Raw genomic sequence first — 22,964 nt, forward strand, 5'->3', positions numbered from 1 at the left:
GCTACAACCTTTGTCTGTTTTATGAATAAAATCCTTTAGTAATTGAGCGAAAGCCCTGCACCAAAGCCCATATCACTATCATAGTGCGCTCTGATACCGATATGCCTTGTCAGGATGTACCGCAGGTCTGCCATATATTCCAAATCGGTATTGACCATAAACCCGGCTCTTAACCGTCTGGAGATAGGTATATCCTCCCGCATCAATGATACCCTGAAAATACCGTCGTGGTAAACTTCTGCCTGTACGTTAACCAACATCGGCAAGGTGTACATTACTCCTAAGCTCACAGCAGCCCGGTTGTCTTTTTTATTGACCTGCCCGAAGAGGTTTTTCTCGTGCTCGTCCATACCCATTCTGCGGTATCGCCAGTCGAACCCGACAAAAGGCATCAGCCATTGCATTTTACCGATGTAACGCCCTAAATGGGTTTCCACCTCATAACCGTGCATATCGTTGTAACCTAAACGCCATTCCGTGCCTAAGCTGTAACGGGCATTCATCAGCATTGCTTCCCCGTCTATACCATTGGTAGCGAAATCGCTCTGCGCCATTAAATGCGGCATATTGCTTTCACGCTGTAACATTTTATAGGCTTTAGCCTTGTTGGGCAATTCGGGATTTTTATAATCGTCCACTGTAAACACCCGGTTCATTCCCGCCATCATATGATACAGGATATGACAATGGAAAAACCAATCGCCCTCGGTATTGGCAAGGAACTCAATCGTATCGGTTTCCATCGGCATAATGTCGATGATGTTTTTCATCGGTGCATTTTCGCCGTGCTCATTCAGCACCCTGAAATCAAAGCCGTGCAGGTGTATCGGGTGGCGCATCATCGAGTTATTATAAATCGTAATCCTCAATACTTCGCCTTTTTTAACAGGTATCTTATCTGTTTCTGCCAAAACCTTGTTATCCATACTCCAAACGTAACGGTTCATATTTCCCGTTAATGTAAATTTCAGTTCCTTAACCGGGGCATCAGCCGGAAGCGTGGTATTATGCGGCGATTTCAGCATTGCGTAATTAAGCGTTTTAATGTCGCTTAACGCATTGGCATTATAACGGTTGTGGTCTTCGTCGCTATTCATCTTATGGTCGCCGTGATGCTCCATAGACGGCGCTGTATCCTTATTTTTTTTGCTCTTTTCCTCGCCTGTAATCTCCGGGTACATCACTACGTTCATATCCATTTGGTTCAGGCTCATATTCATTCCCATATCGTCCAGGTCGCCGTTCATCTTCATCATATCGTTCATCATCTGCATACCCTCAAAATATTTCAGGCGTGGCATTTCCCCGACCAATTGTTTTGTACCGTTGCCAATAAAATAGCTTGTGGATTGGGTACGGTCTTCGGTGGTTGCCATAAATTCAAAGGCTTTGCCGTCTTCGGGAATGGTAACAACAACATCGTAAGTTTCAGATACGGCAATAATCAGCCTGTCCACTTCCACAGGCTCCACATCGTTACCATCACTCGCCACTACGGTAATTTTACCGCCTGCGTAGCGCAGCCAAAAGTAAGACGATGCACCGCCATTAGAAATGCGTAAACGTACTTTGTCGCCTGCTTTTAAGGGCTTGCCGTCAATGCTTTTTAAATCGGTATGATGATTACCGTTCATCATTACACGGTCGTAATACACATCGCTCACGTCCATTGCCAACATACGCTTCCATTCGTTGTTCAGCTTGGTTTTGAATTTACCGCTTCTAATGGCTTCGGCGTAGCTTTGTGTTGCGCCTTTCCTTATCGCAAACCAGTCGCTTGCTGCGTGCAACATACGGTGTACATTTTCGGGCTTCAGGTTCGTCCATTCGCTTAGCATAATGGGAATTTCCGGTAAATCGTCAATTCCTGTCCTAAATGTTTTATCGTCAGCCTTTTTGTGCATTATAAAGCTGCCGTACATTCCAATCTGTTCCTGCAATCCCGAATGTGAGTGATACCAATGCGTTCCGTTCTGAATAATCGGAAATCGGTAAGTATAAGTTGTGCCCGGCTCAATCGGCATTTGCGTTAAGAAAGGTACGCCGTCTTCCTTATTCGGCAGGAACAAGCCGTGCCAGTGCAGGGATGTACTTTCTTTTAACTGGTTATGCACTACGATTTCTGCCGTGTCGCCCTCTGTAAATTCAAGCGTGGGCATCGGGATTTGCCCGTTTACAGCAATTGCCCTCTTTTCCTTGCCCGCATAGTTTACAAGCGTATCTTTTACATACAGGTCGTAATGAACTACCTTTTGTGCAATGCTGACTTGTGATATAAAGAGTGCCAACAGGGTTAGCGGCAACAGCTTTTTGTAAAGAAATTTTTGATTATCCATTTTAAAAATCGCATTGGTTATAAAGATTAAAAGGCATTGCCCATTCAGCAATGCCTTTGTGGGTTATTATTTAGTTTCGGCAACTTTACCACAGGTAAGCATAGAAGAACCGTAGTATGGATTTTTAATCTCCTTTTCTTTGCTTAACCAATATGCTTTTTTCATCGGGCAATATTGGTAGTAAACGGGTTGGTTTACTTTGTCTGATGATTTTACCACTTTCCATAGTACGGTTGATACATCGTTGAAAGCGGCTCTTTGCTTTTCAAGGTTGTTACCTGCCTTGCTTAATTTGTCGGTGGCTTTCTGCAATTCTGCTTTCTGTGTAAAATCGCCCTCGCTCTTAACGGCTTCGTTCAGTGCGCTAATGGCGGTGCTTGCCGCTTTACTATCGCTGCTTACCAAAGCATTTTTTACGCTGATGTAGTTGTTCAGCAGGTTGCCTGTATTTTGCGCAAAGGCAGAAAATCCAAACAACATTACGGTCATTGCTACTATTAACTTTTTCATTTTTTATCCTTTTTAATAATGAGTGAATGGCTGATTATTCTGAAATGGGTTCAGCTTTAAACCCTTTTTTCTTGATGATGGCAACAACCTCGTCTTCGGTAATGCCCTCTGCTTTTACAGTCAGGATTTTATCGGCGTTGGTCGTATCAACGTTCCATTCGCAGATACCGCCTGCGTTATCTAAATCTGCCTGCACTTTTGATACACAGTTGCTGCAATTAAGGTTTGTCTTGAATTGAAGATTTTTGCTTTCCATTGTCTTGAACTTTTATTTGTTTTTGTTGATACAAAATTCGGTAGATAATGCGCTACGCTGTTTGTGAAATTCCTTGTTTGATTTATGATATTTACTGATTGCATTTCACAAACGGTTCCGCTTGTAATATTCCGGCTTTGTTTTATGACTTTTACTGATTATAGTGACGGTTCAGAATAAGCGGAATACTTTTACCGAAGTATAACGCTAACTGATTATAAAATGGCTATCAAAACCTTTCTCTCGGTTTTGCATCGGGCTATGTTGTAGCTCCGGGTTCCCAACCCCAACACGATTGCACAAATCTTCTTTGTGCAACAATCTTTATTGCAAAATCACACATAACATAATTTTTAAAAATCATTTATAATGACAAACGATTTAAAGAACGTCGAATATGGCTTGGATAAGATATTCGAGGGCGCACAAGACTTTTTACCGATTTTAGGAACGGACTACGTGGAATTTTATGTAGGCAATGCGAAGCAGGCTGCTCACTATTACAAATCAGCTTTCGGGTTCCAGTCGTTGGCGTATGCCGGACTGGAAACAGGCTTACAGGACAGGGCTTCTTACGTGGTAAAGCAGGACAAAGTAAGACTGGTATTAACGACCGGGATGCGCTCTAATTCCGAAATCAACGAACACGTAAAGAAGCACGGCGACGGCATCAAAGTAGTGGGTCTTTGGGTAGAAGATGCCCGCAAAGCCTTTGAAGAAACTACGAAAAGAGGTGCTAAAGCCTATATGGAACCAACTGTAACTACCGATGAAAACGGCGAAGTGGTACAATCGGGCATTTATGCGTATGGCGAAACGATTTTTATGTTTACCGAACGCAAAAACTACAACGGTATATTTATGCCGGGCTATGAGCAATGGAAAACCGAATATAACCCTGCGCCTGCGGGACTGAAATATATTGACCATATGGTGGGCAATGTGGACTGGAACCAAATGGACACCTGGGTAAAATGGTTTGAGGATGTAATGGGATTTGAAAACTTCCTGTCATTCGATGATAAGCAGGTTTCTACCGAATATTCTGCCCTGATGTCTAAAGTAATGGCAAACGGTAACGGCAGAATTAAATTCCCGATAAACGAACCCGCAGAGGGCAAAAAGAAATCACAGATTGAAGAGTACCTTGAATTTTACGAGGGCGAGGGCGTTCAGCATATTGCCGTAACTACGGATGATATAGTAAAGACCGTAAACGACCTGAAATCAAGAGGAGTTGAATTTCTGTCAAGACCGCCACAGGCGTATTATGATGCCATTCCTGAACGCTTAAAAGCGCATATGCACCGCTTTAAAGAAGATATTAAGGAATTGCAGGAGTTGGGTATTCTGATTGATGCGGACGAAGAGGGCTATTTGTTACAAATCTTTACCAAACCAGTTGAAGACCGCCCTACATTCTTCTTTGAGGTTATCCAAAGAATGGGCGCAAGAGGTTTCGGGGCAGGAAACTTTAAAGCCTTGTTCCAGTCTATCGAAAGGGAGCAGGAACGCAGAGGCACATTATAATCATTCATTTTCCTTTTTAACGAAGAGGCTGTTTCAGATTTGAAACAGCCTCTTTATTAAAGGTAATGGATATAGCCTATTTCGGGCAGGTATTTACAGTCTTCGCAGTTGTCATACGCAACGGTTGCTTTTTCGGGTTGGTCGAAATTGACCTCCAAAAAGGCATTGGAAAATAACGCATAGGGCGGGTATTCCGCAATATGGTTTTTGAGCATCTTGTGGGCTTCTACCACTGGTGCGCCGTAGAGCTTCTCAAATTTCCCAATTTTGTATTTGGTAAATTCCCCGTAGTGTACAATTATCTTTAATGATAAAGGAATTTCGATTGCCAGTTGTAATGCCAGGCGTTTGCATTCCTTTTGAAAATCGTTGTACATCTTTTCTATCTGCATCAATGTTTCTTCAAAGGTGGGCAGGTTTTGGTACTTGTAAAAAAGTATCGCATCGCCCTCAATCTCTGAAATTTCAAGACAAACGATATTGCTATCCATTACTGATTTGAGCAGGCTTTCTGTTATGTATTTGCCAACAAACATATTTGATTTGATAACGAAATCCGTAAAGCCTGAAATGTCGGGTATCATTATCATTCCGTTTTTATTGGCGGTATCGTGTTGCATTTATATCATCGTATTATCCATTAAAAATGCAGGGGCTTTTTACCGCCCCCGCAAATTGTGTGTATCTCACTCCAACAAAAACTATTTTATCTGCCCCGTAGCTTTGTGGTACACAGCTTCGGCTATCTTGTACCGTATTTTTGCATCCAACATATTGCTGTATGCTCTTTGCCAAAGCGTTTCAGCTATCAGCACATCTTCCCCGGTAATGGTTCCGGCTTTAAAGCGGTCATTGCTCAACTTTAAATTTTCGTCGGCTTCAATTAATGATGCCTGCATCAAATCAATGTTGTTCGCCTGCAATTGCAGGTTAAGCATTGCGTGCTCAATCTCCACCGTGATTTGGCTTTTCAGTTCTTTCAGACCGTATTCAGCCGAACGTATATTAGCTTCCTGCTGTTTTACTTTTTCTTTTCTGCTGCCCCAGTCGAAAACCGGGATTTTCACGCTTAGCATACCGAAGTAGGTCAGCATATGGTTTTTAGTTGGGTCGCCAAAGTTAATGCCCTCTTTTCCAAAGGCAGCCATCCCGTTGAGCGATAAGCCTACCGATGGTTTCAGGTCGGCTTTGAGCATATTTTTGGTAAGCTCGCTCATTTTAATACCATTGGTTGCCAATTCAATTTCCGGACGGTTCGCATCGGCAGCCTCCAAAACACCCTGTTTAGAAAAGTCGCCCGTACTCAATGTATCGGCTACGTCTATACCTGTGGGGTCTTCCATCCCGATTAACTGGCTCAATCTTCTTTTTGCCAAGATGAGCTTATTCTCCGCAGCCTGCAAACGGGCTTCGTTTTCATTCTGGAGCACCTTTGCCCGCAATACATCGTTTTTGTAAATCAATCCTGCCCCAAACTGGTTGTTCAGGAATGTGTAATGCGAAGCCAGTTGCTTTTTAACCTGCTGTTCCAGTTTGATTTCTTCCTTAGCCTGCACTACAAGCCAGTAAGCGGTTTCGGTAGCCAGTAATACTTCGTCTTCCACCAATCGTTGTTGCGCATTGCTCATCTGTATATTGGTTTCTGCCATCTGCTTGCCGTACTTAATCTTACCGCCTGTGTAAATCGGCTGTGTTACGCTGACCATCGGTGCAAACCCGTATTCGGGCAGCATCGTGTTTAATGGCTCGCCAAAGTAAAAGGCGGTTGCCGAAGCATCCAATTTTGGTCTGCCTGCCACATCCGCAATCAGCTTGTCTGATTGGGTGGCAATTACGTCTTCTTTGGCTTTGCCTATCCTGTTATTATTTTTTAATGCCAGTTCTTTGCTTTCCGCAAGGGTTAGCTGCTGTTGTGCAAAGAGGTTGTTTGTTCCCTGCAAAAGAGCGAAACCGCATATAAAAACCTTTATGACTGTTTTATATCTTTTCTGTAACATAATCCCTTTTTATGATAAATATTTTTGGTGGTGAACATCGGTATCGGTATTGCGCTCGTGCTGTTCATCCGATTGTTTGTTTTTAGGTGGTTTTACGAACCTGTAATACAGTACCGGAACGATAAATAAGGTGGTAATCATTGATACCAGAATACCGATTGAAATGGTACTTGAAATCGGTCCCCATTCCGGCGAGCCACTTGCCATTAACGGTATCAAACCGATAGCCGCCGCCATTGATGTAAGGAAGATTGGTCGCATTCTTCGTTTAGCTGCAAACAGGGCTGCTTCTCTAATCGTATGCCCGTGCTCCCTTACCAGTTCATCTGCATAGTCCACCAGGATAATCCCGTTACGGACTACGATACCCAGTAAGGCGGTAATACCGATGATTGCCATAAACCCGAACTCGTACCCTGTAAGGAACAAGCCTAACATTGCGCCCAGTAAACTTAACGGGAACGAAGCCAGTACAATGAATACTTTACCCACACGCTTGAACTGGAATAACAGCACAAGGAAGATGAGAACGAAACTTATCATAAAAGCCTTTCCCATTTTGGGACCGCTTTCCAGTCCATCCTCATACTCGCCGCCGTAGGCAATCTTAATGCCTTTCGGCAGTTTCAGGCTGTCAATTTTAGGCTGTACTTCTGCAAATACTTCTGCGGGTTTTCTGCCCAACTGCGCTTCGGAAGAAACGGTTAAGGTTCTTAACCCGTTACGGTGTACAATAGCCCCGGTGTGCCACGACGGTTGTAAATCTACCACCTGCTTTAGAGGAACCTTAGCACCGAGTGTTGAATTGATGTACATATTGCCTAAAGCATCCAGATTTTCCCTGTCGCTTTCGTCTGTACGCAATACAATATCAATGGCTTTATTGCCCTCCCACATCTGCGATACCGGGTAGCCTTTTATCTTAGCTCCCAATGCCTGTGCTATCTGCGCTTTGGTAACGCCCAAACGCAAGGCTACATCTTCTTTAACCACGGCTTTCAGCCCTACATAATCATTCTGATAATCGGTGCGCACCCAGTTAGAACCTTTAGTGTTTTCCAGTAATGCCGTAACCTGTTTGGCTACCTTTTTCTGCTCGGTCATATCCTTGCCAATCACACGGATTTCAATCGGTGCGGGCTGCTGCTTCTTGCTTAGCTGCCTAACCCGTACATAACCGTTCGGCAGGTAGTTGTTGAATTTCTGTACATACTCGTCTATCATTTCTGCTGTCGCATCTTTGCTTGTGGTATTGATGAATACCTGCGCAAAGTTTTCCCGTGGGTGCTCCGGTGCATAGGTGGAGTAGAAACGTGGCGAGCTTGTACCGATAAAACTTGCGGTGTTTACAATGCGCTTATCGCCTGCAATTTCCTTTTCTATTTTCTTAACGGCTGCTTCGGTTTCGTGGATATTCGTACCGTTATCCATCCACAATTCAAGGTTGAACTGGTTTCTTTCCACGATAGGGAAAAATTCGGTTTTAACCTGACTACCTACCACGAAAGACAGTAAGAAGATAACCAAACCTGCTACCAACGTGGTTTTCTGCCATTTCATACAGAACTCGATTGCCCGGTCGAAACCGTCCTGCATCCGGTCTAAGAAATTGCGTTTTTTGGGTTTATCATCGTGCTTTTTCAATCCTTTTTTCAGGAAGTGGTAACACATATACGGCGTAAGGAACAAGGCTACCAGGAACGAAACCGCCAAAGCGATGCTTACGGTAATCGGTATCCATTGCACAAACTCCCTCGTAAGCCCGGTAAGCGTAAATGCCAACGGCAGGAACGATAGGACAATGGTAAGCGTAGCCGTAAAAATGGGAACCATTAACTGCGTGGCACTCTGCCAGGCGGCAGTCCACGACGGTATTTTTTCGTCCACTTTCTCGATGTAATTATCCACTACGATAATGGCATCATCGACCACCATCCCCAGTACGATAATCATTGCCGCCAAACTAACCTGGTGCATTTCGATACCCAACAAATTGAGGATAGCAAATGTTACGGCAATGGTAACGGGTGCTGCAATGGCTGAAATGGTGGCAACCCTGAACGGCAGCAGGAGCATTACGACCAAGATAACGGCGGCAATGGCGATACCGAACTCGATAAAGAAATGTCCCAAATTCATATCAACCACTTCGGGTTGGTCAACAATGGTGTTGACCTGCACATCTGATGGCAGGATTTCTTTTACTTCAGCAACTTTCTGTGTCAGCGCATTACCCAAATCGACAATGTTCTGTCCGGGCTGCATTTCTACGGTCAGCATCATTACATCGTTTCCTGAAACGGTAATTTTGCTTTTCAGGTCTTCGTATCTTCTCTCGATGTTGGCTATATCCCGCAAACGGATATTGCCGCCCTGCGGGGAACTATATACAATCAGGTTCCCGATTTCATTTTCATTCTGATACTGTGCATCCGTGAAAATCAGGAAACGGTTTTTGTCAATTTCAATATCGCCACTCGGAATAGTTACATTCTGTTGGCTTAATGTGTTTGTGATTTCGTTGATACCGAAACCGTACTGCTTCAATACGTCTTCACGCAGGGTAATAAATACCTGCTGCTTCTGTCCGCCATAACGCTTGATTTTGGAAACGGACGGTATCGTCTTAATACCGTCTTCCAGTTCATCCAAATAGTTTTCCAACTGGGCGTAAGAACGACCGGGGGCTGATACGGCAATCATCTGAACGACCACATCGCCGAAATCGCTGTTCACATACGGTCCCTGTACGCCCCGTGGCAATGCTAAAGGCATATTGGCATCCAAACCGTGCTGTAAAGTATTCCAGAATTTTTTGGTGTCCTTTACATAGTCCTGCAATTCTACCGTTACAACGACCTGTCCGGGCTTACTTTCGGAATGCGTTTTTTCTTTTTTGATTTCCTCGAAACCGAACAGGTATTGTTCCAGTTTGTCGGTTACTTCTTTCTCTATCTGCTCTTCGTCGGCTCCGGGGTAGAAAGCCACAACAAGCCCCTGTCTAACTGTTACACGGGGGTCTTCACTTCTCGGCATCGTCATTAATGAAATCAGCCCGGCAAGCACCATAATAACGGTAATCGCTATCGGTACTTGCGGAAATTTCATTGCCGCTTCAATGAGGTTTATCTTTCTTTTCATAAATTATTCAGATTTTGGGGCTGATGCTGTTACCGATGTAGTTTGCGCTTTTACTTTCTGCCCGTCTTTCACGTTGTTTTGCCCGGCAAGGATAATGGTCTGGCTTTCGTTAAGACCATCGGTTATAATAACCGCATCGCCTACGATTTTGCCCACTGTAACCCTTGTCAGCTTAGCTGTGTTGTTCTTATCCACCACGTACACGTGCGGGATTTTATCTACATTGTTGATGATGGCGGTAAGCGGTACACGTACCTGCTTAACCTTTACCGGAACGCCTGCAAGCACTTCGGTAATCATTCCCGGCATCAGCACGCCGCCAGGATTGTCCAAGCGTACTTTAAGGGTAAATGCTTTTGAAATTTCATCGGCTACGGGATTAATGATTGTGATTTTACCCGTGAAATTGCGATGCAGTGTAGGAATGTTCACATCTACCTGCATCCCTTGTTTAAAGCTGCCGATTTCGCTTTCGGGTACGGCAAACTGCGCATATACCATATCTGTTTTTACAATGGTAAAGGCAGGAACGCCCGGTGCTGCCATACCGCCAACCTCGGCAGTTTTCACGGTAATGATACCATTGGTAGGCGAATGCAAACGGCTGTCGGCAATGCGCTTGCGGTTGATTTTTTTGTTGGCTTCTGCCTGCGCTACTTTGGTTTTGATGTCGATGTAATCCTTTTCAGGGAAACTTCCTTTTTTGTACAGTTCATCAAATCTTCTGAACGCATCCTGGCTCTGCTCTAAACTGGCATTGGCAATCTGCAATGCCGCTTCGTACTCGGTGGCATCAATGCTTGCAAGGAACTGTCCTTTGCTCACTCGCTGCCCCTCATTCACACCCACGCTGTTAATCGTGCCGGGAACGGCAAAACTTACGGTGGTCATATTGTCGGGAACAATGGAACCCGAATAGGAAACGGATTGCTGGGTTTCCGAACTGTTGATAGTGGCTACGGTTACTACCGGAGGCTCATCTTTTAACTGTTTTTCTTCTTTTTGTTTGCAACTCTGTATCAATCCGGCTCCGATAAGGAAGAGGGATAACAAACCAATTTTACTTGTTCTCATCTTACATTTATTTTGTTACGCTTTTTTGTTTAGTTAAACTTTGAAAATTTTAAATACAGGGGCAAAGGTCGGGTTACAGCTAAGGTGCAGCCATACGAAATGACGGGTAAAAGTTGTGAAATTTACTTTTTTGATTTGGTGGTATCTGCCTGAAACAAACAGAGCTACTGATGTTTCAGTAGCTCCGGTGCTCGCATTAAAAAACAGCAAAATGTTTGGGGGATGGATTGAAAAACCCTTAATGCGGGGTTTGCGCTTCGTCCATCTGCATAGTAACGGCTTGCCCGTGTTGCTGCTTTACCTGCTTGAAATAGCTTGATGTAAAGCCTGTGTGTTTTTTCAACTGGTTGGAAAGGTATGCCTGACTGCTGTACCCCAGTACGTGGGCAATCTCGGTCAGCGACATTTCGGTATGTACCAAAAGGTCTTTTACCTTTTCAATCTTCCGATGAATGATGTACTTTTCGAGTGTTATTCCCTCCACCGAAGAGAATAAGGCACTCAATGTATCGTAGTTCTTGTGCAGCTTGCCACTGATTAAGGTTGTGAATTTGGTAGGCGTGCCGCTTTGCAGTTGCAACGTGATACCTTTCTCCACCAACTCTTTTATCCTGTTTATCGTCTTTTGGTTTTTGTCGTACATCAGTTCCAAGCCGATGCCTTTCAGCATCGTTTTGATTGTTCCCAACTTCTGCGAAAAGTCTGCCGTATCTTTTATGATGACTTGCCCCAGTTTTATATCTAAAACCTCATAACCCAAAGCTGTCAATTCCTGTTCAAGAACATAGGTACATCTATTGCACACCATTCCTTTTATTAATAGTGTCATAGCTTCTAAAATGTATAAGTTCCTTTATTCAATGGTCAAAATTCTGCATTTGCCCCCGACAAACTATTATGATATTCCGGCTTTGTTTTGTGAAATTTTATGAAAATCGGTGCAGTAACATTAAATATCATAAACTAAACAAGGAAAAGTACATAGCTACTTCCGACCATCTTACGGAATTTTGTAATAGACAACATCCGTATAAATGAAGAACAAAAAGAGCAACGAACATCAGGTTTTAAAGGTGCTGAAAGATTACAACGCTGGCAAAAGCGGACTGGAGCTTTTCGAGAAATACGGCGTTTACGGCACGAACATTTTTGAACTGAAACACAAATACAAGGATTTAGGGATGGATATTCTTGTAGAATTGGTAAATTTAAACGAAGAAAACAGCAGGCTGAAAACAATGTATGCCGAACTGTGCATACAGCACCGGAAGCTCAAAGACCTACTGAAAGAAGATTTCTGACAGGACAGTGGGGAACGGTAAGCAGCAATTTAAAATACTATTACTATGACAAATGTAACGTACAAATACGCTACGGTTTTGGTAGCGATACAGAACCTACGCAACGAGGGGTATAACGTGGATTTCAACCTCGAAGAGAACTGTTTAATCTGCGGCGGTAACAAATATACCATTGATGATTTTGAGATTGAGCAGGTCTATCGCTATGAGGGCGAAAGCAACCCAAGCGATGAGGCTACGGTATATGGCATTGCCTCGAAAGACGGTTTAAAAGGAATTTTGGTTACGGCTTATGGTGCTTATACCGATAGTATGAGTATGGCAATGCTCCGCAAACTGGCACTAAAAAAAGAATGATAAAACAACAAGGGCAAAACAGCAGCTATAAAAAGCTGTAATTTTGCCCTCTTTCTATATGGATATTACTGTACCGTAACACAAACATCCGCATTCATCGGGTAGCTTTGGCACAGCAAAATTATTCCCTCTGCCATATCCTGTTCTGTCAGTGCCCCGTTATGGAGCATCCGAACTTCGCCACCAGTTTTTACTGCCCAACAAGCCCCGCAGGTTCCGTTCTTACAGGAACTCGCCACTTTGATATGGTGCTCTTTCATCGCATCCAAAAGCGACTGCTTCGGCTGCACCTCAATGAGCGATGTGCATTCATACGTTTGCTTTTCCTCGTTCTCGTAGTAGTCCTCGTAATAGTTTACAATCACATCTTTAACAGTACCGTCCGTTTCCAAATCGCCCGCATCCACCGTAACCGGGTCGAAGTATTCCAAATGGATATGGTCTTCGGGAATGTTCAAACCCGTTAATGCATCCCGGTACAAATCCATCAGCCCATTGGGTCCGCAGATGTAATAATGGGCTTCGGCAACCTCGCCAACCAGTCTTTTAATGACCGAACGCAATACAAGCAGATTGAACCTGCCTGCAACGTGGTTGAGTTTGGTGGAAATAAAATCGGGTGCAGTAAAGGAATAGCAGATGTTCAGCTTTTGTGCTACCTGCATCGTTTCCAGTTCATTCCAAAATATGGTTTCTTCCGGCGTTTTGTTGCTGTACACCAGTAAGGGAATTTGGCTGCTGTTTTCAACGCTTTTCAGCATTGCGTATAACGGGGAAATACCGCTACCGCCCGCCAGTAAAACAATTTGGGATTGTTCAGCTATGGGCTTTTCTAAAACAAAACTGCCAAAGGGGGCTTCTATTTCCCAGGCTTCGATGTTGTCCGCATTATCCAGTATGTAATTGCTCATCTTTCCGTCCGTAACCCTTTTAATGGTAATGGCGGGAAATTCGTCAGACGGCACGGAACTGAACGAATACGAACGTATGAGCAGTTCGCCGTTTACGGTAAGCCTGATGTTGAGGTACTGACCGGGCAGGTAGGTAAACGCCTGCTGCTCCGTGTCAAAGTATAGGGTAATGGTATCTTCGGTTTCCTTTATAATTTTATGTGTTCGCCACGTGTATTTCTTCATCCCTCGGTAGTTTCCTGTCTTGCATTGCTGATAAAAAGAAAACCTCTGCTTCTGTACACAAAGCGAGGTTTCATCAAGACTTCTATTTAAAAGTTTGCTGTTCTGACAATTATAGTTCGTTTTGCTTTTCCTGTTGTCTTCTTATGATTTCGAGCTTGTTTTTTCTTATCTGCTTAAAATGGGCAGACGTTAATCCCGTGTAGGTCATTAATTGCTCGGATAGTTCCGTAGGCTTCTGATAGCCTAACGCTTTTGCGATTTGTGACAGCGATTGCTCGGTGTACACCAGTAACTCTTTTACCTTTTCGATAATGCGCCTGATATAGATAATTTCAAGGCTCATATCGCATTTAACGAGAAACAGATTGTTCAACTGCTGATAATCCGTTTTCAGTTCGTTTGTAAGCTGCACGGCAAACGGTGCAGATGTACCTGTGTCCAATCGGTTCTGTATAATCCGGTCTGCTACATTGCAAACTTTCGTCATTATGTCCGAACAGTCGCCTGATTTTTGTTGATGTAACATAGCTTTCAATTTATGGAACGAGGTTTTTAACTGTTTCATACGCTGGAGTAGCTTTGGTAAAAAATCCCGAAGATGTACCTGCGTACACTCTCCGGGACTGCCCAAAACTTATCCGCAGCATCCTGTTGAACAACTTGAAGCCTTATCGCTGTCATCGCCGCCAACTTTGTAGCCTGCTTTTTCAATCGCCTCAACCAACTCTTCTTTTACTTCGTCGTTTTCAACCGAAACAGATAATTTTCCTGCTTCCAATTTTTCTACTTTAATGCCGTCAATGTCTTTGATTGCTCCGTTTACTCTTGACTGGCAGTGTGCACTTTGCATATCTGGTATGCTTAATTCTACATTTTTCATTTTGAACTTATTTTTTATTGTTATACAAATTTCCGTATTAAACGGGTTGTTACTATTATGGTATTCCTTGTAAGATTTGTGATTTTTACTGATTTTGAAATTGCCGTGTTACTCTACGATTAGTTTGCCTTTCATATAGATATAATGACCGGGAAACGAGCACAGGAAATCATACGAACCTTTAGCCGGAGCCGTAAAGGTAATTTCAGTGGTTTGCCCGCCGCCAATCATATCCGTTTTAGCGATTACGGCGTTTTCCATTCCTTTAGGTATGTAGCCGTTGTCCTTAGCATCTATCGCAGCATTGGCAAAAGCGTTGAAGTCTGTACCCTGGGCAAGAATGACAACATTGTGCCCCATTGCCTCAATCGGTGCTTTACCCACGTGCTTTAAAATGAGCTTTACGGTTTCGCCCGCTTTGGCTTTCAGTTCGGTTTTGTCGAACTTCATATCATCGCCGCCACTAATGGTAATTACATTTTCGTTCCCTGTTTCTGCCGGGGCAATCGTTTCTTCTGTTACAGGCTGATTGCTCTCCTGTGTGGTCTGTTCTTTTTGCTGATTGTTGTTACAGGCAGTAAATGCGATTACCGACAATGCTAACACTAACTTTTTCATTTCTATTTGAGATTTTATTTGTTATCTGATAGTGCAAATTTCCGCACATCGGGGCGGTTCCTTATTACGTTTTTCCTTGTTAGATTTGTGATATTTACTGATTGGGCAGGGCACAAAAAAAGAGGGCTGCAAGAACCCTCTGTATTTTGTATGAAACGGTAAGGACAGTATTAAGCTGCCATTTTCTCACAAGCCTGTGCGCATTTTCTGCACGCTTCGGCACATTCTTTACAATGCTCCATACCCATACCTGCGTGGTGCTCGCACTCTTCGGCACAAGCGTTGCAAATATCCGCACAAAGTTTGCAAATGTCTTTGCTCAACTTCCCGTCAAGGCTTAGTACGTTGGCTGCCGCCTGGCAAATGGCAACGCATTCGAGGTTAAGCTGAATGCACTTTTTCAGATGCGCTACATCTTTTTCGTTTAAACAGGCAATGGCACACTGATTACAAATAGCCACACAGTCAAGGCAGGCTTCTATACACGATTGGAATTTAGTCTGTATCATATCTCTTAATTTTTGTGATTACTAAATTTAAAACATTTGAAGCCCGGTTTGGTTCTTTTTAAGTTTACTTTAGTAAACGCCAAAAGCATTTTTCCAGTTTAAACCGTTGGGTTCCACACCGTGCTCTTTTAGTATATCCGACTGCAAATTTTGTTCCTTAATGGATAGGGCTTCTTTCAGTTCGTCGTATCGGCTCGGTAAGAGTTCCGAAATTTTGTAGTAATTATAGAGTATGCGGTTCTTCCTGATGTAGATAATCCGCAGCAGGCTCATTTCTACCTCTAAGTTCTTTTTGTCCTCCTGATTTTTGATGCTCAACGCAATCAGTTCATAGCTCCTGACCAGTTCCTCGGTCAGCACCAGTTCCAACAGCGTATTAATCCCGCCAAAGAAGCTGAAAAATTTGCTTCTGGAGATTTTGGCAACCGATGTAATGTCGGATATTTTCACGTCCTGTATGTTCTTCTCCGTTAAAACCGCCCTTATGTTTTCAATGGATTTTCGGACAAGGTTCGCATTTTTTATATCGTTGTTCGTCATTAGGAAATTACCTCCCGTAAAAGTTAGACCATATACAAATCTACTTATCGGCTAAGGGCTTGAAAGTGCGATATGACTGCTAAGATTTGTAATTTTTACGGATGTGGCGGGCACAAAAAAACGGCAACCCCAATTAAGGAACCACCGTTTTAGCAAACGCAATAAAGCTAAGTTCTACATTATTTTTTCAGTTTGTCAGCAGGCGGGTTATAGTCAGCCAATGTTGTTACCCTTACGGTATCAACCCCGGTAATGTCCCAAGTGATAGGTATCATAGTCATATACTCACATTTCGGGCACATATCGCCCTCTGAACCTACCATTTCTTTATGACCTGGGCAGCCTGTAATCAAATGCCCGTGCGCATCAATCAGCTCGCCTTTTTCGTTCCTGTCTTTAGCTGCAATTTTTTTGGCAGGTTTTTCAACCACCTGTTCCGTAGCGTGGTCGTGCCCGTCGCCCTCGGTGTGTGCGTGTCCGTCTTTTGCTGTTTTGGTATCGCCACCGCACGATGCTAAGAAGATGGCTAACGAGGCGAATGCGCCTATCAATAGTTTGTTCACTTTCATTTTTATTTATTTTTTAGAGATTAAAACTTGATAATAAACCGTGTTCCATTAGGATTAATGATGATGGTGGTCGTGTCCCGACGGGTCTGCCTTTACCGTACACAGTACCGAATTATCGTGCGTATGGGCAGATGTTTCCAACTGGATAGTCACGTGATGAATGTTCAGGTGTTCCAATGTATGCTCGATTTTGCGGAGCAATGTTTCGCTTTCGCCAATCGTCATTTTTTCATCCACCACCAAATGGCAGGTAAGCGCATTCAGTCCGCTTGTAATCGTCCAGATGTGCAGGTCGTGCATACCGTTGATACCCTCGGTCTTCAGGATTTTTTCTGTTACCTTTTCTACTTCCACATTCTCCGGTGTGCCCTCCATCAGTACGTGTACCGATGATTTGGTAACTAAGTAACCGCTTCGCAATACCAGTATCGAAACAATAACGCTTGCCAACGGGTCTGCCCATCCCCAACCGAAGAACATAATCAGTAAAGCTGCGATGATAGCACCTACCGAACCGAGCATATCGCTGATAACGTGCAGGTAGGCTCCCCGCATATTCAGGTTTTCTTTTACGTCAGCCCCACGCATCATTATCCAGGCTACAAGCACATTAACGAGTAAGCCGATGAATGCCACGATGAGCATACCGCTTGATTGAATTTCCGGCGGGTTCTGGAAGCGTTCTATCGCTTCGTAAATAATATAACCTGAAATCAGTATCAACGTTGCGCCGTTGATAACAGCCGCTAATATTTCAAATCTTTTGTAGCCGTAGGTCTTGCCGTAGTCGGCTACCTTGCTGCTGAACTTAAATGCCATCAATGCAATGAACAATGATACCGCATCGCTCAACATATGCCCCGCATCGGCTAATAGTGCAAGGCTGTTAGTCAGTAATCCGCCGATTACTTCTACTGCCATATACACCGTAATGATAATTAAGCTAATAGTTAGGGTCTTTTTATTCGCACTGTGCGAATGGCTGTGCCCGTGGTCGTGGTCGTGTCCCATATTTCTTTTATAATTATTGTTTTTCTGCTGCAAATTTCAGCAGCAAAACATTTTATTTTAGTTCGTTATTCCGTGTTTTATTTGTAAGATTTACTTCTTCCACTTCAAGCGTAAACTGTTACTTACCACGCTCACGCTACTTAGAGCCATCGCTGCACCTGCAATCATCGGGTTCAGTAAGAAACCGTTAATCGGGTAAAGAATACCTGCGGCAATCGGAATACCGATAAGGTTGTAGATGAACGCCCAAAACAGATTTTGCTTAATGGTCGCAACGGTCTGTTTTGACAATCTAATCGCCTGCGGAATTTTGGTAAGGTCTGATGAAATGATGGTCATTTTAGCCACGTCCATTGCGATATCCGAACCTTTACCCATTGCGATACTTACATCGGCGGTCGCCAGTGCGGTACTATCGTTGATACCGTCGCCCACCATTGCTACCACTTTGCCCTGTGCTTGCAGTTCTTTTACAAAGTCTGCTTTGTGCTGTGGCAATACTTCCGCTTTGTAGTGCTTGATGCCTGTTTGCGATGCAATCGCTTTTGCCGTAGCTTCGTTATCTCCGGTCAGCATATACAGGTCGATGCCCATATCCTGCATTTCCTTGATAGCCGCTACCGATGTTTCTTTTATTTTGTCGGAAATAGCGATTACAGAAAGAGCCTGTTTGCTGTTTGCAAACCATATAACGGTTTTAGACTGTGTGCCCCATTCGTCCGCCTGCTGTTGCAGTTGGTCGGCAATGGTAATGTTGTTTTCGGCTAACAGTTTTTTATTACCTACATAGTAAGTATCGTTGTTGTAATCGGCTTTTGCGCCTTTACCTGTGATACTGTCGAAGTTTGATAATACAGTGGTGGAAACGCCCTCCAAATTTTTCACAACGGCTTCCGCTAATGGGTGCTCCGATTGCTTTTCGATGCTCAATAAAACATCTTTGGTCGCATCCTCATTGTTTAGCCATTGGATGCCTGTAACCTGTGGTCTTCCCTCGGTAATGGTTCCGGTTTTATCCAGTACGATAGCGTTTACTTTCTTCGCCAGTTCCAGACTTTCCGCATCTTTAATCAGGATACCGTTTTCAGCACCTTTACCAACGCCCACCATAATAGCGGTAGGTGTAGCCAAACCTAAAGCACAAGGACAAGCGATAACCAGTACCGTTACGGCTGCTAAAAGACCTTGTACAACGCCATTGTCGCCGCCTAAGAAGTACCAAAGGATAAATGTAAGAATGGCAATGCTGATAACCACGGGAACGAAAATCCCTGCGATTTTATCCACCAGTTTTTGTACGGGTGCTTTACTTCCCTGTGCATCCTGCACCATTTTGATGATTTGGGCAAGCATTGTTTCTTTACCCACTTTTACCGCCTTGAACTGGAAACTACCTTTTTGGTTGATGGTTCCGGCAAATACCTTTTCGTTTTCCTTTTTCAGTACCGGAACAGGCTCGCCGCTTAGCATACTTTCATCAACATACGAATTGCCCGATACGACCATACCATCCACTGCGATTTTTTCGCCCGGCTTAACCAAAATAATATCGCCTGCGTTTACATCTTCGATGGCTTTTTGTCTTTCCGTTCCGTCCGCTTCTATTACGATAACTGTTTTCGGCTGTAAGCCCATCAACTTTTTAATGGCTGACGAGGTATTGCCTTTGGCTTTTTCTTCCAATAGTTTACCCAATAGGATAAAAGCAACGATTACGGCTGCGGCTTCAAAATACACGTGAGCGTGTAAGCCTCTCTGATGCCAAAAGTCCATAAACAGCATATTGAATACGCTGAATATATAGGCGATACCTGTACTTAATGCAACCAACGTGTCCATATTGGCAGAACGGTGTTTTGCCTGCTTCCACGCATTGATGAAAAAGTCCTTACCTAACCAAAGCACTACCGGAGTGGAAAACGCCCACATTATTTCGTTACCATAAGGCATATTCATAAAGAACATACCGATAATGACTACCGGGAGCGATAGGATTACCGCCCAAATGGTTTTGTTTTTAAGTTTTCTGAATTTTTCGGCGTGGATAGCTTCTAAGGTTTCCTGCTGCTTGTTCTCATCTTCGAGCAAGAGGTCATAACCGCCGTCCTGTACCGCTTTCCTGATTTGCTCGGAACTGGTTATATTAGGCAGGAACTCAACGTTGAGGTTTCCTGTACCGTAATTCACTTCCGCATTTACTACGCCCGGAGTGTATTTTGCCATACTCTCGGCACTGCCTGCACAAGAGGCACAAGTCATACCCAATACAGGATAGGTCTTTTTAACGGTGGGAACGCCGTAGCCCAAATCTTTGATTGCCTTTACAGCTTCGCCTACTACCTCGTTATCATTAACGGTAATAGCCGCCCTGCGGTTATTTAGCTCTACTTTGTGGGTTTCTACGCCTTTTACCTGTGCCAGTCCTTTTTCGACGATTAATGCACAGTGTTCGCTTTCTACATCCTCTAAAGGAATGTAAATTGTTTCTCTATTTGTTGCCATATCTCGATTGCTTTATTTTCATAATGCAAAGGTGGCAACAATAAAGAGGAGTTCTATTGTGAAATTCTGGGTTTGATTTGTAAGATTTACTTAAACCTTATCCAGTGGCTTGCGCTTGTCTTCCCGTATCTGCTTGAAATGGCTCGGTGTAAGCCCTGTTACTTTCTTGAACTGGTTGCTCAAATATGCCACGCTCGAATAATTCATACGGTCGGCAATCTCGCTTAACGACAGTTCATCGTACACCAACAGTTCTTTTATCTTTTCTACTTTCTGTGCGATAAAATACTTCTCAATAGTCGTACCCTCAATATCGGAAAACAGGTTGCTAAGGTAGTTGTAATCGTGGTGTAGCGCATCGCTCAACACGTCCGAAAGATTGGTTTTCGCATCGTTGTCCTGATGGTGCACCAGGTCAATGATAACGTTCTTTATTTTCTCAATCATCCGGCTCTTCTTGTCGTCGATGACCTGAAAACCCAAAGGGTCTAAAACGTTTTCCAATTCTTCACGTTCTTTGGTGGTTAAATCTTTTTTAAGGGTTATTTCGCCCAGTTTTATATTGGTAGCCTCTATGCCGAGCTTGTCGAGTTCGTTCTGAACTACGAGGATGCAACGGTTGCAGACCATATTTTTGATAAATAATGTACTCATATTTCGCTAAATCACAATTCATTTTGTTGCATCAATACGCAAGTACAAATTTAAGATTAAAAATTAAGTATTTATTGATTATGAGCGACTAAGTGATGCAAACAACGGTTTTCATAGGGGAAAACAGCTAAAATCTTCCCCATTGTAGGGGAATATTGGCGGTTAAAGTGCTGTTTATTAATAACATTTGCTAAGGTACTCTGATATTGATAACGTAATCCTCCCTACTATGAGAAAGTCATTAGGAACTATTGTTACCGAAATTCAGGAGCAGGAACGAAAATTTTCAATTACGTGCTCGGGGCTAATTGAAGAGGCTTTTCAAATGACGGTCTTTCTTCAGGAGCTATTGGTTTCGGCAAAAGAATGTGTGCTAAGTTCGGGATTTGAGAACGATGCAAAAGAGATTGAGTTCTTTAAAATGATTAAGCCCCAAATCCTGGGCAAACTCATCTATTATAACAAGCTCTACCGGATAGAAACCTCGTGTCCGGTCAATAATGGGAAAATGTATCATAACTATTTCTCGAACCATTTAACGGAGCTAAAGATTGAGTTCAGGGAACACATCTGCAACTCCCATTTTTATCGCTACTACCGTTCGGGCAGGGTGGATAAAGACCACGAATATTTTAAGCGTGGGCAGATAAATTACCTTGATGGGCTTAACAGCTACGTTTTTGAAATCGACCCGCAATTCTCTACCTATTACGATTACAAAGTAGCCCGCATCCTCGCCAACGACCTGTTATACGCCTACCTCTTAACCAAAATCAGCCCCGAAGAAAATCCCGACACCTTTTTTCAGAACACAGACGACATCAAAGAACTTTCCTGGACGGACAGCAAAAACGCTCTGATTGAGCTGATGTATGCCCTGTACGCATCAGGTGCTATTTCGGACGGTAAGTTGGGCATCCGGAAGCTCACTGCTATTTCACAAGTCTTGTTCCGAATATCATTGACCGATGTGCATCACGCATTCCACCGGATGAAAACCCGTGCAGGCTCCCGCACCTTGTTTTTAGACCATTTGAAACAGGCACTGGAAGAATATATGGATAAGGACTTATAAACACTCCATCAATAAAGAGTTTGAAAGCGATATGCATCCCGTATTGCTTTTTTTGTGTTTGCGCTTGCCCATATATGCCAATTGGCATAAGGGCTTGTTTTACTATACCTCAAATCGGAAAATTCGCCAAAACCCTTATTTAATGAGGCTTTCCGTCAAATTGTAAAATTTTCAAAAAACTGCTTTTTCAATTGGCAAGCATTGGCAGACAAACACTGCCACACTTCTGAATTTTGCCCTGTGAACATTAAACGACAGCGCAATGAATATTATAACAGTTGACGAAGAAGTGTGGAAGCACCTCAACGAACGGTTGAAAGCCATCAGCGAATATATCCTCAAACTGGAAGATACAAGCTACGATAGTTTGTGGCTCAACAATCACGAAGTCTGCCAGTACCTCCACATCAGCGAAAAAACATTGTGGCGTATGCGCACCAACGGGCAGATAGCCTTTTCAAAAATGTACGGGCAGTATTACTATACGATTGGCGCAATCAAGGAAATGCTGAACGCCAATGCCGTGCAGACCACCGATGAATACGTGGAGCAGCTTATGGCGCAAGGCAAAAGCTACATCGAAAAAGGCAGAAAGCTGAAATCAGGTAATAAGTAAAAGTATAAGGTATGAACATCGACAAAATGGAATTTGTGGCGTGGATGGAACGCATAATGGACAGGCTCGACATTCTCGGCAACCACATAGACGACTTACAAAAGAAACGCAACAGTATAGACGGCGAAGAATTACTGGATAATCAGGATTTATTGCAAATGCTGAAAATCAGTAACCGTTCCCTGCAACGGTATCGCTCCATCGGCAAGCTCCCTTACTATACCATTAGTGGCAAATTGTATTACAAACTATCCGATGTGCACCAGTTCATCAGGGAAAGTTTTAACCCGCCTTTGCCCAAACTGGATGCCAATAAGTGACAAACACTGCCTTTGACTGCCACATAGTGCAA

General features: G+C 43.5%; 24 protein-coding genes. 6 read left to right on the forward strand and 18 right to left on the reverse strand.

Annotated elements, in window-relative coordinates; genetic code table 11:
• Nucleotides 1-35 precede the first annotated feature (35 nt).
• The 3 genes from H6W52_RS10340 to H6W52_RS10350 all read right to left on the reverse strand — a co-directional run bounded on the left by H6W52_RS10340 (nucleotide 36) and on the right by H6W52_RS10350 (nucleotide 3,102).
• A complete protein-coding gene (locus H6W52_RS10340) occupies nucleotides 36-2,336 on the reverse strand; it encodes a multicopper oxidase family protein (protein WP_050377147.1) in 2,301 nt (766 codons plus the stop codon).
• Nucleotides 2,337-2,402: 66 nt separating this feature from the next.
• Nucleotides 2,403-2,846 (reverse strand): DUF3347 domain-containing protein, encoded by a 444-nt coding sequence (locus tag H6W52_RS10345; RefSeq protein WP_050377146.1) that lies wholly within the window; start codon nucleotides 2,844-2,846, stop codon nucleotides 2,403-2,405.
• Between the two features lie 34 nt (nucleotides 2,847-2,880).
• Nucleotides 2,881-3,102, reverse strand: a complete 222-nt coding sequence (locus tag H6W52_RS10350) for a heavy-metal-associated domain-containing protein (RefSeq protein ID WP_027384830.1) — start codon at nucleotides 3,100-3,102, stop codon at nucleotides 2,881-2,883.
• Nucleotides 3,103-3,471: 369 nt separating this feature from the next.
• Between H6W52_RS10350 and hppD the strand changes: the two genes are divergently transcribed.
• Nucleotides 3,472-4,632 (forward strand): 4-hydroxyphenylpyruvate dioxygenase, encoded by a 1,161-nt coding sequence (gene hppD / locus H6W52_RS10355; RefSeq protein ID WP_159745123.1) that lies wholly within the window; start codon nucleotides 3,472-3,474, stop codon nucleotides 4,630-4,632.
• A gap of 56 nt (nucleotides 4,633-4,688) precedes the next feature.
• Here the strand turns inward: hppD and H6W52_RS10360 are convergent, their stop codons facing one another.
• The 5 genes from H6W52_RS10360 to H6W52_RS10380 all read right to left on the reverse strand — a co-directional run bounded on the left by H6W52_RS10360 (nucleotide 4,689) and on the right by H6W52_RS10380 (nucleotide 11,652).
• A complete protein-coding gene (locus H6W52_RS10360) occupies nucleotides 4,689-5,252 on the reverse strand; it encodes a DUF2652 domain-containing protein (protein WP_159745124.1) in 564 nt (187 codons plus the stop codon).
• Between the two features lie 81 nt (nucleotides 5,253-5,333).
• On the reverse strand, nucleotides 5,334-6,629 hold the full coding sequence (locus tag H6W52_RS10365; protein ID WP_159745126.1) for a TolC family protein: 1,296 nt from the start codon (nucleotides 6,627-6,629) through the stop codon (nucleotides 5,334-5,336).
• Nucleotides 6,630-6,638: 9 nt separating this feature from the next.
• Nucleotides 6,639-9,770, reverse strand: coding sequence for an efflux RND transporter permease subunit (locus H6W52_RS10370; protein WP_159745128.1), 3,132 nt, complete (start codon nucleotides 9,768-9,770; stop codon nucleotides 6,639-6,641).
• Nucleotides 9,771-9,773: 3 nt separating this feature from the next.
• A complete protein-coding gene (locus H6W52_RS10375; RefSeq protein ID WP_159745130.1) occupies nucleotides 9,774-10,844 on the reverse strand; it encodes an efflux RND transporter periplasmic adaptor subunit in 1,071 nt (356 codons plus the stop codon).
• Nucleotides 10,845-11,082: 238 nt separating this feature from the next.
• Complete coding sequence (locus tag H6W52_RS10380; protein ID WP_228457566.1) at nucleotides 11,083-11,652, reverse strand: helix-turn-helix domain-containing protein; 570 nt, start codon at nucleotides 11,650-11,652, stop codon at nucleotides 11,083-11,085.
• 226 nt (nucleotides 11,653-11,878) lie between these two features.
• Here H6W52_RS10380 and H6W52_RS10385 point away from each other — a divergent pair, with 226 nt between their 5' ends.
• Nucleotides 11,879-12,145: a hypothetical protein gene (locus H6W52_RS10385; RefSeq protein WP_050377136.1), complete on the forward strand. Its 267-nt coding sequence runs from the start codon at nucleotides 11,879-11,881 to the stop codon at nucleotides 12,143-12,145.
• Between the two features lie 45 nt (nucleotides 12,146-12,190).
• Complete coding sequence (locus tag H6W52_RS10390) at nucleotides 12,191-12,502, forward strand: hypothetical protein (protein ID WP_050377135.1); 312 nt, start codon at nucleotides 12,191-12,193, stop codon at nucleotides 12,500-12,502.
• A gap of 65 nt (nucleotides 12,503-12,567) precedes the next feature.
• Here H6W52_RS10390 and H6W52_RS10395 read toward each other — a convergent pair whose 3' ends face one another.
• The 10 genes from H6W52_RS10395 to H6W52_RS10440 form a co-directional block, all read right to left on the reverse strand.
• A complete protein-coding gene (locus H6W52_RS10395; RefSeq protein WP_050377134.1) occupies nucleotides 12,568-13,638 on the reverse strand; it encodes a flavin reductase family protein in 1,071 nt (356 codons plus the stop codon).
• A 109-nt stretch (nucleotides 13,639-13,747) separates the two neighbouring features.
• Complete coding sequence (locus H6W52_RS10400; RefSeq protein ID WP_185216665.1) at nucleotides 13,748-14,164, reverse strand: helix-turn-helix domain-containing protein; 417 nt, start codon at nucleotides 14,162-14,164, stop codon at nucleotides 13,748-13,750.
• A gap of 108 nt (nucleotides 14,165-14,272) precedes the next feature.
• Nucleotides 14,273-14,518, reverse strand: a complete 246-nt coding sequence (locus H6W52_RS10405) for a heavy-metal-associated domain-containing protein (protein ID WP_050377132.1) — start codon at nucleotides 14,516-14,518, stop codon at nucleotides 14,273-14,275.
• 108 nt (nucleotides 14,519-14,626) lie between these two features.
• Nucleotides 14,627-15,136, reverse strand: a complete 510-nt coding sequence (locus H6W52_RS10410; protein ID WP_050377131.1) for a plastocyanin/azurin family copper-binding protein — start codon at nucleotides 15,134-15,136, stop codon at nucleotides 14,627-14,629.
• A gap of 170 nt (nucleotides 15,137-15,306) precedes the next feature.
• Complete coding sequence (locus H6W52_RS21450; RefSeq protein ID WP_101726708.1) at nucleotides 15,307-15,645, reverse strand: four-helix bundle copper-binding protein; 339 nt, start codon at nucleotides 15,643-15,645, stop codon at nucleotides 15,307-15,309.
• Nucleotides 15,646-15,714: 69 nt separating this feature from the next.
• Nucleotides 15,715-16,185: a hypothetical protein gene (locus tag H6W52_RS10420; RefSeq protein ID WP_050377129.1), complete on the reverse strand. Its 471-nt coding sequence runs from the start codon at nucleotides 16,183-16,185 to the stop codon at nucleotides 15,715-15,717.
• A 179-nt stretch (nucleotides 16,186-16,364) separates the two neighbouring features.
• On the reverse strand, nucleotides 16,365-16,754 hold the full coding sequence (locus tag H6W52_RS10425) for a hypothetical protein (RefSeq protein WP_050377128.1): 390 nt from the start codon (nucleotides 16,752-16,754) through the stop codon (nucleotides 16,365-16,367).
• 54 nt (nucleotides 16,755-16,808) lie between these two features.
• Nucleotides 16,809-17,765: a cation diffusion facilitator family transporter gene (locus H6W52_RS10430; RefSeq protein ID WP_050377127.1), complete on the reverse strand. Its 957-nt coding sequence runs from the start codon at nucleotides 17,763-17,765 to the stop codon at nucleotides 16,809-16,811.
• A gap of 90 nt (nucleotides 17,766-17,855) precedes the next feature.
• Nucleotides 17,856-20,267, reverse strand: coding sequence for a heavy metal translocating P-type ATPase (locus H6W52_RS10435; protein ID WP_050377126.1), 2,412 nt, complete (start codon nucleotides 20,265-20,267; stop codon nucleotides 17,856-17,858).
• Nucleotides 20,268-20,357: 90 nt separating this feature from the next.
• Complete coding sequence (locus H6W52_RS10440; protein WP_050377125.1) at nucleotides 20,358-20,921, reverse strand: helix-turn-helix domain-containing protein; 564 nt, start codon at nucleotides 20,919-20,921, stop codon at nucleotides 20,358-20,360.
• 229 nt (nucleotides 20,922-21,150) lie between these two features.
• On the opposite strand from H6W52_RS10440, the gene H6W52_RS10445 reads away from it, so the two are divergent.
• From H6W52_RS10445 to H6W52_RS10455, 3 genes are all read left to right on the forward strand, one after another.
• On the forward strand, nucleotides 21,151-21,996 hold the full coding sequence (locus H6W52_RS10445; protein WP_050377124.1) for an RteC domain-containing protein: 846 nt from the start codon (nucleotides 21,151-21,153) through the stop codon (nucleotides 21,994-21,996).
• Nucleotides 21,997-22,258: 262 nt separating this feature from the next.
• Complete coding sequence (locus H6W52_RS10450; protein ID WP_027384305.1) at nucleotides 22,259-22,612, forward strand: helix-turn-helix domain-containing protein; 354 nt, start codon at nucleotides 22,259-22,261, stop codon at nucleotides 22,610-22,612.
• 11 nt (nucleotides 22,613-22,623) lie between these two features.
• A complete protein-coding gene (locus H6W52_RS10455; protein ID WP_002978404.1) occupies nucleotides 22,624-22,932 on the forward strand; it encodes a helix-turn-helix domain-containing protein in 309 nt (102 codons plus the stop codon).
• The last annotated feature ends 32 nt before the right edge of the window (nucleotides 22,933-22,964 follow it).

Source organism: Chryseobacterium sp. C2(2020) (assembly GCF_014218915.1).
Taxonomy (GTDB): domain Bacteria; phylum Bacteroidota; class Bacteroidia; order Flavobacteriales; family Weeksellaceae; genus Chryseobacterium; species Chryseobacterium mucoviscidosis.